This is a genomic window from Streptomyces sp. NPDC107559, assembly GCF_055657365.1.
Genome location: NZ_JBVKBD010000001.1, coordinates 386,795 through 399,853, shown reverse-complemented (window position 1 = coordinate 399,853; position 13,059 = coordinate 386,795). Strand labels below are relative to the sequence as shown.

11 protein-coding genes are annotated in these 13,059 nt (G+C 72.9%); 4 read left to right on the top strand and 7 right to left on the bottom strand.

The annotated features are described in order from the left end of the window. The first annotated feature begins 7 nt into the window (after nucleotides 1-7). Nucleotides 8-1,114 (top strand): GNAT family N-acetyltransferase, encoded by a 1,107-nt coding sequence (locus tag ACZ7OY_RS01635; RefSeq protein ID WP_471910347.1) that lies wholly within the window; start codon nucleotides 8-10, stop codon nucleotides 1,112-1,114. A gap of 31 nt (nucleotides 1,115-1,145) precedes the next feature. Here ACZ7OY_RS01635 and ACZ7OY_RS01630 read toward each other — a convergent pair whose 3' ends face one another. After that, entirely contained in the window at nucleotides 1,146-2,495 is a 1,350-nt protein-coding gene (locus ACZ7OY_RS01630; RefSeq protein ID WP_471909528.1) for a glycoside hydrolase family 26 protein, read from the bottom strand. 167 nt (nucleotides 2,496-2,662) lie between these two features. Here ACZ7OY_RS01630 and ACZ7OY_RS01625 point away from each other — a divergent pair, with 167 nt between their 5' ends. After that, nucleotides 2,663-3,958, top strand: a complete 1,296-nt coding sequence (locus tag ACZ7OY_RS01625) for a carboxylate--amine ligase (protein WP_471909527.1) — start codon at nucleotides 2,663-2,665, stop codon at nucleotides 3,956-3,958. An 84-nt stretch (nucleotides 3,959-4,042) separates the two neighbouring features. On the opposite strand, the gene ACZ7OY_RS01620 is transcribed toward ACZ7OY_RS01625, so the two are convergent. The 3 genes from ACZ7OY_RS01620 to ACZ7OY_RS01610 form a co-directional block, all read right to left on the bottom strand. Further along, nucleotides 4,043-4,996 carry a chaplin gene (locus tag ACZ7OY_RS01620; RefSeq protein ID WP_471909526.1) on the bottom strand — a complete coding sequence of 318 codons (954 nt, stop codon included), beginning with the start codon at nucleotides 4,994-4,996 and terminating at the stop codon, nucleotides 4,043-4,045. 110 nt (nucleotides 4,997-5,106) lie between these two features. Next, nucleotides 5,107-5,334 (bottom strand): chaplin, encoded by a 228-nt coding sequence (locus ACZ7OY_RS01615; RefSeq protein WP_471909525.1) that lies wholly within the window; start codon nucleotides 5,332-5,334, stop codon nucleotides 5,107-5,109. A gap of 347 nt (nucleotides 5,335-5,681) precedes the next feature. Next, a complete protein-coding gene (locus ACZ7OY_RS01610; RefSeq protein ID WP_351603853.1) occupies nucleotides 5,682-6,092 on the bottom strand; it encodes a rodlin in 411 nt (136 codons plus the stop codon). A 213-nt stretch (nucleotides 6,093-6,305) separates the two neighbouring features. Here ACZ7OY_RS01610 and ACZ7OY_RS01605 point away from each other — a divergent pair, with 213 nt between their 5' ends. Then, nucleotides 6,306-6,713 carry a rodlin gene (locus ACZ7OY_RS01605; protein WP_351603851.1) on the top strand — a complete coding sequence of 136 codons (408 nt, stop codon included), beginning with the start codon at nucleotides 6,306-6,308 and terminating at the stop codon, nucleotides 6,711-6,713. A 368-nt stretch (nucleotides 6,714-7,081) separates the two neighbouring features. Next, on the top strand, nucleotides 7,082-7,489 hold the full coding sequence (locus ACZ7OY_RS01600) for a rodlin (RefSeq protein WP_471910346.1): 408 nt from the start codon (nucleotides 7,082-7,084) through the stop codon (nucleotides 7,487-7,489). 109 nt (nucleotides 7,490-7,598) lie between these two features. On the opposite strand, the gene ACZ7OY_RS01595 is transcribed toward ACZ7OY_RS01600, so the two are convergent. From ACZ7OY_RS01595 to ACZ7OY_RS01585, 3 genes are all read right to left on the bottom strand, one after another. Beyond that, on the bottom strand, nucleotides 7,599-9,143 hold the full coding sequence (locus ACZ7OY_RS01595) for a vWA domain-containing protein (RefSeq protein WP_471909524.1): 1,545 nt from the start codon (nucleotides 9,141-9,143) through the stop codon (nucleotides 7,599-7,601). 165 nt (nucleotides 9,144-9,308) lie between these two features. Further along, nucleotides 9,309-10,181 carry an ABC transporter permease gene (locus ACZ7OY_RS01590; protein WP_471909523.1) on the bottom strand — a complete coding sequence of 291 codons (873 nt, stop codon included), beginning with the start codon at nucleotides 10,179-10,181 and terminating at the stop codon, nucleotides 9,309-9,311. Then, nucleotides 10,178-12,823: an alpha/beta fold hydrolase gene (locus ACZ7OY_RS01585; RefSeq protein ID WP_471909522.1), complete on the bottom strand. Its 2,646-nt coding sequence runs from the start codon at nucleotides 12,821-12,823 to the stop codon at nucleotides 10,178-10,180. The genes ACZ7OY_RS01590 and ACZ7OY_RS01585 overlap by 4 nt, the downstream gene beginning before the upstream one ends. Nucleotides 12,824-13,059 lie beyond the last annotated feature (236 nt).

Below are 13,059 nucleotides of genomic sequence, written 5' to 3'. Positions count from 1 at the left end.
GGCGTGGGTGAAACCCGCGTACACCACCGACCTGGTCACCGACGAGGGCACCTTCGCCGCGCTGGCCCCCGCCTGGGACCGGCTGTACGCGCGGTCCCCGACGGCGACCCCGTTCCAGAGCCATGCCTGGCTGTACTCGTGGTGGCTGTCCTACGGCCGGCCCGGCCGGCTGCGGCTGCTGGTGGTGCGCGACGGCGGCGAACTGGTCGCGGTCGCCCCGCTGACGGCCGTACGCCGTCCGGTGTCCGCGCTGGTGCCGCTCGGCGGCGCGATCTCCGACTACGGGGACGTCCTCGTCGACGACGAGCGCGGGGAGGCGGCGGTGGCCGCCCTCACCGCCGGTCTCGCGGCCGCCGCCCGGACCGCGCTGATCGACTTCCGCGAGGTACGCCCCGGCGGCGCGGTCGAACGGGTCTACGACCGCTGGACCGGGCCCCGCCGCCGGGTGAGCGACTCGCTGTGCCTGGAACTGCCCGCCGTGCCGATGGAGGACCTGGTGGCCCGGCTGCCGCCGGCGAAGGCCCAGCGGGTACGCGCCAAACTGCGCAAGCTGACCGCGCTTGGCGTGCAGCGCCACCTCGTGCGGCCGGACGAGGTCGATCCCGCGCTGCGCCGGCTGCTCGAACTGCACCGGCTCCAGTGGCAGGGCCGGAAGGTGACGTCCGAGCACCTCCAGGCGCGGTTCTGCGAGCACCTGGTGCGGTCGGTGGGGCCGATGGTGCGCTCCGGGGACGCGGTGGTCACCGAGTTCCGGCTCGACGACGACGTGGTCGCCGTGGATCTGACCCTGCTGTCGCGGCGGCTGGCGGGCGGCTACCTCTACGGCGCGCACCCCCGGCTGCGCGAACGCAAGGCGGACGTGGCGGTGATACTGCTCGACGCGTGCGCCGAGCACACCCGCGCGGGCGGGCGCGGCACGCTGAGCCTGCTGCGCGGCAACGAGCCGTACAAGCACCACTGGCGCCCGGAACCGGTCGTCAACCAGCGGCTGCTGCTGGCCCGGCGGCGTACCGCCCCGTTGCTCTCGGCAGTGGTGTGCGACGTCGCCGCGCGGCGGCGGGGCAAGGAACTGCTGACCCGGCTGAGGGAGCGCGACGGTGGCGACAGGTCCTGACCGGGCCCGCCGCCACCCGTGGAAACACGCCCTAGGCGCGTGGCAGCCCGACGATCCGGGTGCAGATCTTCCCGCCGATCCAGTACTCGACCCAGTCCCCGAGCTCCAACGGCATGCAACCGGCCCCGGTTTCCGGGGCGGGGAGCTCGGCCGACGGGACCGTCGGGACGGTCGGAGCGGTCGGGACGGTCGGCACCGTCGGAGTGGCCGGGGTGACCGGGGTCGTCGGGGCGGTCTGCGCGGTGGGCGACGCGACCCGGGCCCGGTAGGCCGCGGACGACTCGGGGTTGCCCGAGCACTGCCACACGCCGTGCGGGCAGTAGTCGGTCAGCGTGTTGTACAGCGGCCGGTGCTCGTCCATCCAGGCGAGCATGCTCCGCATGTACGCGGTGTTGTCCCCGTTGCGGAAGAGACCCCACTCCGGATAGGAGATGGGCTTTCCGTGCGCCCTGGCGAAGTCCACGTGCTCCTGAAGGCCGTAGGGCTCCTTGACCTGCTCGTCGAACGACCGCCCGGACGGCTGGTCGTAGGAGTCCATGCCGACGATGTCGACGGTGGCGTCGCCCGGGTAGCACTGCGTCCAGGGAACGGCGTCCAGGCCCCGGCTCGGCGTGAAGTCGAACCGGAACCGCTGGCCCGGCACCGACCGCATGGTGGTGACGATCCTGTTCCAGTACTGCTTCCAGGCCTCCGGGTCCGGTGCGCAGCGGTGGGTGTACGTGGTGCCGTTCATCTCCCAGCCGAGCACGATCACCGTGTCCGGCACCTTCAGCGCCACCAGCCGTTGGGCGAGGGCACGGAAGTGGTGGTCGAACTGCCCGGCGGCGCCCTCGCGCAGCAGCTGCCGCACCTGCTCGTCGGAGACACCGGCCTCGTTGTGCTCCAGCATGGGGACGTTGAGTACGAAGATCCGGTCGCTCTTCTGCCGCCGCCAGTCGGCCCACGCGCCGAGGAAGCCGACGTCGCCCTCGATGTTGCTCCACATGTCGCCCGGCAGGTAGGTGTGCCCGACCCGCACCTCCGCGCCGCCCAGCCAGTTGCTGAAGCCCGCGATCCGGGCCACGCCGAGGGCGCCGTAGTCGAGGTAGGCACCGAAGGCGGGGACGTCCTTCCCGGCCTGCCGCGGCCCGGGGTTCCGGGTCGCGGACTTCGGGGCCGCGGACTTCGGGGCCGCGGACTTCGGGGCCGCGGACTTCGGGGCCGCGGACTTCGGGGCCGCGGACTTCGGGGCCGCGGACTTCGCCGCGGCGGCCGTCGTGGACGGGTGGACCGGATCGGACGCGGCGAATCCCGGACCGGAGGCCAGGACCGTCGACGCGGCGACCGCGCCCACGACGACGGCCAGCCGTCGGGACCGGGCGTGCGACTGCTGTGAAGCCATGCCTGCTCCGCTCTTCATGCTCGCACCGACTCCTGACGCTTCCTCTGAAGGCTCCGGCACTTCAGTCAATGACAATCAGACATATACCTACGAATCAGGCCAGCGCCGCGGAGCCTTCGGGTGATCCGCTCCGCCGCGCAGGTGAACCGACGTGAGGGAAGAAACCCGTGCCACTGCTCGACATCCGCGTCCCCGCCGTGCTGTTGCGGGTCGACCGGAACCCCTTCCACCACGGCACGCTCGGAGCCGTGCGCTCGCTCGGCAGGACCGGCGTGCAGGTGCACGTGGTCGCCGACTTGACCGGCAGCCCGGTCCGTGGATCCCGCTACGTGACCCGGCTGCACCTGCCGCCCCCGCCCGGCGCGTCCACGGCCGAGATCGCCGCGACCCTGCGCCGGGTGGCCGCCCGGATCGCGCGCCCCGCCGTACTGATCCCGATGGACGACGCGAGCGCCGTCGCGGTGGGCCGGCTGCGCAAGGAACTGGCGCCCTCGTATCTGCTGCCGCAACAGCCCGGCGCGCTGGCCGAACGGGTGGCGGACAAGGCGGAGCTGGCCGCCGTGTGCGCCGCCGTGGACGTGCCGCATCCCGTGACCGTGATCCCGGACAGCGCGGCACAGGCCGCCGGGGCCGCCTGGCAGCTCGGTCTGCCGGTGGTGGCGAAGTGGAGCCGGCCGTGGCTGCTGCCCACCGGCCGTGGGCTGCGCAGCACGGTGGTGCTGCGCTCCATGCGGGAGGCCCGCGAGCTGTACGCACGCGCCGAGGAGGCCGGCAGCCGCCTGCTCCTCCAGGAGTTCCTCCCGCCGGGCCCGGACCGCGACTGGTTCTTCCACGGGTACGCCGACCGCACCGGAGCCGTCCGTGGCGGCGGCCCCGGCCGCAAGCTGCACGCCTGGCCGCGCGGCGCGGGCCTGACGGCGGTCGGCCGGTGGACCCCCGACGCCCAGGTGCAGGCGCTCGCCGAACGGCTCACCGGCGAGCTCGGCTACCGCGGCATCCTCGACCTGGACTTCCGCCGCTGCGGCACGACGGGCCGCTACCACCTGCTCGACTTCAACCCGCGCCCCGGCGCCCAGTTCCGGCTCTTCTGCGACACCGCCGGGCTGGACGTCGTACGCGCCCTGCACCTGGATCTGACCCATCGGCCGCTGCCGGACGGGGCGCCGCTGCCCGGACGGGAGTTCGTGGTGGAGAACTACGCACCGCTGACCGTGCTGCGGCCTGCCCTGGGCCGCCGGGAGCTGGCCTGGCACGCCTCGGACGACCGCGGCCCCGGGCGGGCGATGTGGGGACTGTGGTGCCGTCATGTCTCGCACCGGCTGACGGACCGGCTGCGCGGCAGGCACGCGCGGCGGGACCCGCAGGTCCGGCCGCGCGTGGTACGCCAGGCGCCCCCGCCCACCGTCCCGTCCCACCCCGCTCTCGACGAACGAGGTGACCGGGGCAGCCGCGCCGAGGCATGACCTGCCGCGCCGTGGCCGGAGCCCGGCGGGCAGGGCGCGGGGTGCCGGGGGTGCCGGGCGGGAGTGCGACCGGCACCCGGCACGTCACCGCCGGGACGCGGCCCTGCCCCGCCGGAACAGGAAGGCTCCGCCCGCGATCAGCGCGGCGCTGATGCCCGAGGCGGCGAGCATGGCCTTGCTGCCGGTGCGCGCCATGCTGGGCGGGCCCTCGTGATGGTCACCGTAGGGCGGGGTCTCCTCACCTCCGTACGGCGGGGGCGGGGTCTCCTCCCCTCCGTAAGGCGGCGGGGTGGTCTCGTCGCCTCCGTAAGGCGGCGGGGTGGTCTCGTCCCCTCCGTAAGGCGGCGGGGTGGTCTCGTCGCCTCCGTAAGGCGGCGGCGTGGTCTCATCCCCTCCGTAAGGCGGCGGCGTGGTCTCGTCGCCTCCGTAGGGCGGCGGCGTGGTCTCGTCGCCTCCGTAGGGCGGCGGCGTGGTCTCGTCGCCTCCGTAGGGCGGCGGCGTGGTCTCGTCCCCTCCGTACGACGGAGGCTTGCTGTGGTCGCCGTAGCCCGAGTGGTCGTCGTCGCTTCCGTAACCGGCGTCCTTGCGGGAGCCCTTCTCGGTCTCCTCGCGAGACCCGTACCCAGAGTCCTCCTTGGACCCGTACCCGGAGTCCTCCTTGGACCCGTACCCGGAGTCCTTCTTGGACCCGTACCCGGAGTCCTCGCGAGACCCGTACCCGGAGTCCTCCTCGGACCCGTACCCAGAGTCCTCGTGATGCCCCTTCTCGGTCTCCTCGCGAGACCCGTACCCGGAGTACCCCTTGGACCCGTACCCGGAGTCGTCGTGGGACGCGTCCCGCGGCTCCGACCGGTGTGCGCCCGGCTCGTGGGCGCACACGTCGCCGGCCGCCGGGTCGAGTTCGGCGGTCGCGACCGTGTCGCGGCAGCCGGCGGACCCGCCCGCGTGCGTGTCCGCGAGGGCGGGACTACCGTAAAGGGACAGAATGCCGGTCGCGGCCGCTGCCGCGACCATTCCCCTGCTCAGGGACTGGCGCAATCTCGTGGTCTTCCTGCTCGAAGCGGAGTGGGGAAAGGCCGGCCCCGGGGCGAAGAGCCTTGGTCCAGGGCCGGCCTTGAGACAGCCGTGTTGCTGAGGTGCCTACGCCGTCAGTCGTTGTCGCAGCGGTTGCCGGCGGCCGGGTTCAGCAGGCCGATCAGGTCGATGCTGTTGCCGCACAGGTTGACCGGGATGTTGACCGGAACCTCGATCACGTTGCCGGACAGGAGGCCGGGGGAGCCGACGGCGAGGCCCTCGGCGTCGGCGTCGGCGAAGGCCGGAGCGGCTCCGCCCAGGGCCAGGAGCAGGCCGGCGACGACAGCGGCAGTCTTCTTCATGGAGTTTCCCTTCTCAGCGGTCATGTTCCTGTGACGGTCGAAACCGAGCGAGCGCAGTCGGAGCGGCTCGCACCATGACCCGCAGGCTGCAAACGAGACATAGACAGCCGGAGAAACTACGGAACGTGGGCCGGTAGGGAATTCACTCGAACGCATCCAGATAATCGATGCACAGCATCCACCCGAGCGCAACTCTTCGCCCGAGCGATGGAGAATGGTTTCGGCAGGAAACGCGCCCGGAATACCGAAAGCGCTCGGGCTGCCCGCAGGCGAAGCGGGACGGCCCGAGCGACCTTGGTGGGGGGATTCGAACCGGACGGCGATTCAGGCGCCGCCCGGGTCGGACGTCAGCGGTTGCCGACGCCGTTGCCCGTGAGGACCGAGATGTCGTCGACGATGTGCGACAGCGGCTCGTCGCCCTTGGCCTGGGTGGAGTTCTCCGCGCACTGCTGGTTCTGCGGGGCCGAGAGGACGTTGAGGTCCTGGGCCGCGATCGGCAGCAGCACACCCAGCACCGGACCGACGTTGGCCTTGGCCGGCAGACCGACGCAGAGCTTGTTGAGCGAGCCCTGGACCAGCGTGGCCTGCGGGCTCATGCTGCCCTTGGTCACGGAGTTGCCGAACTGCGAGACCGCCAGGTTGCCACTGGCGGAGTGGGTGCCGTCGTTGCCGATGGCAAGCGCCTGCGGGGCGACCGCCGCGGACGCGCCGACGACGGAGGCGGCGACCGCCGCCGCAGCCATTGCCTTCTTCAGCATTTTGCTTCCTTTCCTGGCTTTCGGGCCAAGACGTGTGTTCCTGCCTCCGCAACAACCGGATTCACCGCGATTGGTTGCGGCCGTTCACCCAATGAGCGAAAAGTCCGGGCAGTGATAGGCCATTGGAGTGAATTCCAGGAACCAAGCAGGACAGTTCCCGTTGTGCCGGGCAGCGCTCCGGTGGACGGGCGTTTCCTCAGAAGGGATTAGTAAGTGATCAAGAAGGTTCTGGCCTCTGCCGCGGTCGCCGCTTCCGTGGTCGGCGTCTCCGCCGCCGCCGCGCCGCAGGCACTGGCCATCGGCAACGACGGCACCTCGTCCGCCAGCGGCAACGGCGCCTACCAGGCGTTCGGCAACTCGGCGACCTACGGCAACATGAGCCCGCAGCTGGCCCTCATCCAGGGCTCGCTCAACAAGCCCTGCATCGGCCTGCCGGCCAAGGTCAACGCGGGCTCGCTCCTCGGCGTCGTCCCGATCTCGGTGCAGGACCTCAACGTCCTGTCCTCCCCGCAGAACCAGCAGTGCGTCGAGAACTCCACCCAGGCCAAGGGCGACGAGCCGCTGTCGCACATCCTGGACGACATCTCGGTCCTCACGGGCAACGGCACGAACAACCGCTGAGCCCCCCGGCATGACCCCCGGCTCCTGTTCCGAGCCCGGGAGCTGAATCTCCTCCGCATCGAAGAGCGGGCCGCCGAACTCCCGGCGGCCCGCTCTCTCGCATGTCCGCTCTCTCGCATGTCCGCTCTCTCGCATGTCCGCTCTCCCGTATGCCCGTTCTGCTGCATGTCCGCTCTCCCGTATGTCCGCCATCTCGCATGCCCGTTCGCAGCTCGGGACGTCCGCTCGGCGCGCCGGAGCGCAGAAGGGGCTCTCGTCACCTGATCGGACTGCGCTGGGCCGATCGGGTAACACATCGCAACCCCCGCCCCGATCTGCCCGTTGACGATCACGCAGCTCCCCCTGGAGTCCGCCTTTCGAAGGGAAAGATCATGAAGAAGCTGTGGGCAACCGCGGCTGTCGCCGCCTCCGTCGCCGGTGTGGCGGCCGCGGCCGCTCCTCAGGCCATGGCCATCGGCAACGACGGCACCCACTCGGCCAGCGGCAACGGCGCCTCGCAGGCGTTCGGCAACTCGGCGACCTACGGCAGCATGAGCCCGCAGCTCGCGCTCGTCCAGGGCTCGCTCAACAAGCCCTGCATCGGCCTGCCGCTCAAGGCGAACGTGGGCTCGCTCATCGGCGGAATCCCGGTCGCGCTCCAGGACATCAACGTCCTGTCCTCCCCGCAGAACCAGCAGTGCGTCGAGAACTCCACCCAGGCCAAGGGCGACGAGCCGCTGTCGCACATCCTGGACGACATCCCGGTGCTCTCGGGCAACGGCGTCGGCAACCGCTGAGTCGAAGGCTCCGCGCGGCGGGTCACCGGTTCCTCCGGTGACCCGCCGCTTCGTCGTTCGTGCTCCCCGGTGGCCGCCCTGCGGGCCACGCCACGGGGCGCGCCCCGTGCTATCCGTCGAGCCGGGCCGCCGCCGCGATGCTCTCGCCGAGCTGTCGTACGTCGGCGTCCTCGGTGGCCGACGCCAGACGGGCGGAGCGCCTGCGCAGCTCGCCGAGGGACGGGGCGCCGGGCAGCGAGCTCCAGCGGTCGTCCCCCTTGCGGAGCGCGTCGGCGAAGTAGGCGGCGGTCGCGGTCACCTGGAAGCGGGGGCTCGCGCTCCACACCGACCGGGCGAGGGAGTCCGTCTCCAGTTGGCCGGACTCCTCGTGCGGGGCGCGGGTGGCGGGGTCGAGCCAGCGGACCGTCGCGGTGGCGAGGTGGCCGCCGGCGCCATGCTTCAGCCGGACGGCGTACAGCGCGGTCACCGTGTGGCCGGGGCCGACCTCGCCCCCGTCCACGCGGTCGTCGCGGAAGTCGTCGTCGGCGACGCGCCGATCGTCGTAGCCGATGAGACGGAACGCGGCGACCGTCCGGGGGTCGAAGGCGACCTGGGCCTTGGCGTCGCGGGCGGTCAGGTCGATGTTCTGCGGGAGCTGGTCGCAGAACACCTTGCGGGCGTCGTCCTCGTTCGAGACGTACACGGTGTGGCCGTCGCCCTTGTCGGCGAGGCTCTCCATCAGGGCGTCGCCGTACTCGCTGCCGACGCCGACGCCGAAGAGCGTGATGCCGTGCTCGCGGCGGGCGGTGGAGATGCGTTCCAGGATGGAGTCGGGGTCGGTGTCGCCGTTGTTGGCGAGCGCGTCGGAGATCAGCACCACCCGGTTGGTGGCGCCCTTGCGCAGGCCCTCGACGGCGGTGGCGTAACCGGTGCGCAGGCCCGCGCCGAGGTTGGTGGACTCCTGCGCCCGAAGCCGGTCGACCGCCCGGTGGACGCGGTCGCGGTGGCCGCCCAGCCGGGTCATGGGCAGGACGGTCCGGGCCTCGTCGCTGAAGGTGACGAGGGCGACGGAGTCGTCGTCGCGCAGCTGGTCCGTCATCGCGCCGAGGGACTCCTGCGCCAGGTCCAGCCGGCCCGGCTCCTCCATGGAACCGGAGACGTCGATGACGAAGGTGAGCGCGGCGGGCGGCCGCTCGCCGTCCGGGTCGGCGGCGCGGGTGGCGAGGCCGACCCGGACGAGGGACCAGCCGTCCTCGCCGGTGCGGGCGCCGTCGACGGTGACCGAGAAGCCGTTGCCCTCGGGCCGCTCGTAGTCCTGGCGGAAGCTGTTGACGAATTCCTCCGGGCGGACCGTCGACGGGTCGGGGCGGCGGCCCTCGGCGAGGGCGCGGCGCGCGTAGCCGTAGGACGCGGTGTCCACGTCGAGCGCGAAGGTGGAGAGGTAGTCGGGCGCGGGGGCGATGTCACGGGCGTCGCCGTCGTCCTGCCCTTGTTCGCCGCCGCCCGAGGACGGGGCGGGGGCCGGGAATCCGCCGTTGGCGCCGTTCGAGTGGTTCGAACGGTCCGGGCTGTCCGTGCTCCGGTCGTTGCCGGCGCCGCAGCCGGTGAGCAGCAGGCCGGTGGCGACCAGGACGAGCAGTGCCCCCCGCGGCCGCCGTGTTCGACAAGTCCCCATCTCCCGTGCCCCCTACGGTCCGTGGCCGCCGCCCTCGGTGGACGGCGGCTCTCTGTGACTGTGACGGCGTGGGGCGCCGGAACGTGCGGCACGGGGCGTTGCGGATGGATCTCGAACAGGGCACGGCGGGGGCCCGTCGAGACCGGTGGGTGATCCACCGGTTATCTAGGAGACCACGTCCTTGCGGGCGAAACCCCGGAAGGCCAGGGCGAACAGCACCAGGGCGTACGTTATCGACAGCGCCGTCCCCTGGATCATGCCGGACCACTCCGGGCGGGGCTGGATGGCGTCCGCCCAGGCGAACTGCCAGTGCGCGGGCAGGAAGTCGCGCCAGTCGCCGAGGGCGGTCACCGCGTCCAGGACGTTGCCGACGATGGTGAGGCCGACCGCGCCGCCGACCGCGCCGAGCGGTGCGTCCGTCTTCGTCGACAGCCAGAACGCGAGTCCGGCGGTGACCAGTTGGGACACGAAGATGTACGCGATGACGACCAGCAGGCGTTGTGCGGCGGTGCCGGCGCCGAGCTCGCCGCCGGTGGGGATCTCCAGCGGGCCCCAGCCGTAGCGGGCCGTGCCGACGGCGAGGGCGACCAGCGGCAGCAGCACCATGGCGGCGAGGCTGAGGCCGAGTCCGACCACGAGCTTGGACCACAGCAGGCGGGCGCGGGGCACCGGGGCCGCGAGCAGATAGCGCAGCGAGGACCAGCTCGCCTCCGAGGCCACCGTGTCCCCGCAGAACAGGGCCACCGGGATCACCAGCAGGAAGCCCGCGGAGACGAACAGGTTCACCGCGGCGAAGTTGGCGCCGGACGCGGTGGCCGTGTCCATCAGGGTGACCTCGCCGTTGCGGCTGCCGGGCTGTCCGCCGATGGCGAAGGCGACGGCCAGGACGAAGGGGAGGACGGCGAGGATCCCGCCCATGACCAGGGTGCGGCGCCGCTTGAGCTGGCGGACCAGCTCGACCCGCAGCGGCAGGGTGCGGCCCGCCCGGTAGCCGGGGGCGACCTCCGCGGGCTGCGTACGCTCGGTGAGCGTGCTCATGCGGAACCTCCGATCAGGGTGAGGAAGGCGTCTTCGAGCCGGCGGTGCGGGCCGACCGACTCCACCGGTACGTCGAGCCGGACGAGTTCAGCGACCAGGCGGCGTGCGCTGCCGTGCTCGTCGAGCCGGACCAGGAGTCCGTCGTCGGTGCGCACGGCCGAGGCGACGCCGGGCAGCGCGGCCACCTTCTCGGCCACGGGCTCGTCGACGGGCGTGGTGGTGCCGACCAGCAGGGTGTCGCCGGAGCCGACGATGTCGCCGACCCGGCCCGCCTGGACGAGCCTGCCGCGGTCCATGACGACGAGGTGCGTGCAGGACTGCTCGACCTCCGCAAGGAGGTGGCTGGAGACGATGACCGTGCGGCCGGCGGCCGCGTACCGGATCATCACCTCGCGCATCTCGCGGATCTGGGGCGGGTCGAGACCGTTGGTGGGCTCGTCGAGGATGAGCAGGTCGGGCAGGCCGAGCATGGCCTGGGCGATGGCGAGGCGCTGGCGCATGCCCTGGGAGTAGGTGCGTACCGCGCGGGCGAGCGCGTCGCCCAGGCCGGCGATCTCCAGGGCCTCGACCAGGTGGGCGTCCTCGGGCGGGCGGCCGGTGGCCGCCCAGTACAGCTCCAGGTTCTCCCGGCCCGACAGGTGCGGCAGGAAGCCCGCGCCCTCGACGAAGGCGCCGACCCGGGACAGCACCGGGGCGCCGGGCCGGATCGCGTGGCCGAAGACGCGGATCTCGCCGCCGTCCGGGGTGATCAGACCCATCAGCATGCGCAGGGTGGTGGTCTTGCCCGCGCCGTTCGGGCCCAGCAGGCCCAGCACCTGGCCCTGTTCCACGCGGAAGGACAGGTCCGCGACGGCGTACCGGTCGCTCGACTTCGCGTACCGCTTGGTCAGGCCGGTGATCTGGAGGGGGACCTCGGCCAGGGCGGGGTCCGGTGCGGGGGCGGTGCCCCGCCTGCGGGCCGTCAGCAGCAGGGCGAGCGCGAGGGCGGCACCGGCCACGGGCAGCCACCACACCCAGGCGGGCAGCGCGGCGGGCGCGGTGGTGACCTCGGGGGCGGTGGGTACGTGCAGGTCGCTCTTCAGGGAGACGGTGTACGTAGCCGGGGCGGCCGGTGAGGCGTAGGCGAGGTCGGTCGAGGCGAGGACCAGGCGCAGCCGGTGGCCCTTCTGGACCTGGTGGTCGACGGCCGGGAGGGTGAGTGTCACGTCCTTGCCGGAGCGGGCGCCCTCGACCCGGACGGGTGTCACGAGCTGGGCGGGCAGCACCTGCCCGGTGCCGCCCCCGCCGACGTCGTAGAGCTTGGCGAACAGCACGGCGTCGGGGCCGGTCGAGGTGACGTGGACGGTGACGGTCGGGGATCCGGTGACGGTGAGGTCGTGGGTCAGGGGCGCGGACTCGAAGGCGGCGTACTGGCCGGGGAAGTCGAGCGAGACCCCGACCCCCAGGCTGGACAGCTGGGCGAGTCCGCCGCCGGCGCCGAGGCCGGGCAGCGCGGAGACCGCGGGCGGGGTGGCGCCTGCGGGGTTGTCGAAGCGCTGCTCACGGCCGGTGAGCGCGATGGTCCTGGTGCCGCTGTCCAGGCCGGGGTAGGTGTCCGCGCTCGCGCCGCGCAGCCGGGCGGCGCCGTCGGTGGAGTCGAGGCCTCCGGTGCGGGTGACGCGGAAGGCGGGGCCGGTGTCCGTGCTCTTGTCGTTCTTGAGCCAGCGGTCGAACCAGGTGGCGACGCGGGCCTGCACGCGGTCGTTCTCCCAGTCGCCGCCGTCGTGTCCGCCGGCGATCCAGTCGACGTCGACCGGGACGCCGTTGGCCCGGATGGCCCTGGCGGCGGCGTCGGCCTGGCCGAGCGGGAAGAGCGAGTCGGTCTGGCCCTGCACCAGCAGGGTGGGGACCTTGATGCGGTCGGCGACGGCGGCCGGGGAACGCTCCTGGAGCAGCTCGCGGGCCTTCGCGTCCGGTGTCCCCGACTCGGCCACCCGCTGGTACATCGCGCACAGCGTGGGCTCGAAGCGGGCGCAGCCGCCGCCGGTGTTGACGAAGATGCCGGCCCACAGCTTCTTGAACACGCCGTTCGGGAACAGGGCGTCGGCGAGGTTCCAGTAGGTGACGGCCGGTGCGATGGCGTCCACCCGGTCGTCGTACCCGGCCGCCAGCAGGGAGATCGCGCCGCCGTAGGAGCCGCCCGCGACGCCCACGCGCGGGTCGCCGGCTCCGTCGAGCCGGACCTGGGGCTGCCGGGCGAGCCAGTCGATCAGCTTCGAGACGTCGGCGACCTCGCCCTCGGGGTCGTTCAGCCCGATCCTGCCCGTCGACCGTCCGAAGCCGCGCGCCGACCAGGTCAGCACCGCGTACCCGTCGCGGGCCAGGTCCTCCGCCTGGCGGCGGACGTCGTCCTTGCTGCCGCCGAAGCCGTGCGCCAGCAGGACGGCGGGGCGGCGGCCGGGGGTGGCGGTGGTGAAGTACGAGGTGTCCAGGTGCACGCCGTCCACGGTCAGGACCCGGTCGGCACGGCGTACCGGGGGCGCGTCGTCGGAGGCGACGGCGGACCATGTCCCGGCACCGGCGAGCACGACGACGGCGGCCGCGGCGGCCAGCAGCCGCCGCGGCTTCCGCAGCCCGCGCAGCGCGGGCAGTCGAAGATCCATGCGTCAACGGTACGGTCCGCCACCGACATCCGAAGCAGTCCCCGGTCGGAGCTCCCGGCCCTCCCCCGGGTGTACGGAGCCGGTGCCGCGTACGCCGAGCGCGGTACGCGGGACCGGCGGGCCGGGCCTGCGGGGGCGCCGCGGGAACGGCGTCGTCCTCGCCACCTGCCGGAAAGCGGGTGACGAGGACGACGGGAGGTGCAGGGGGTGGCGGGGACCGTTCGGGCGCCCGGGGC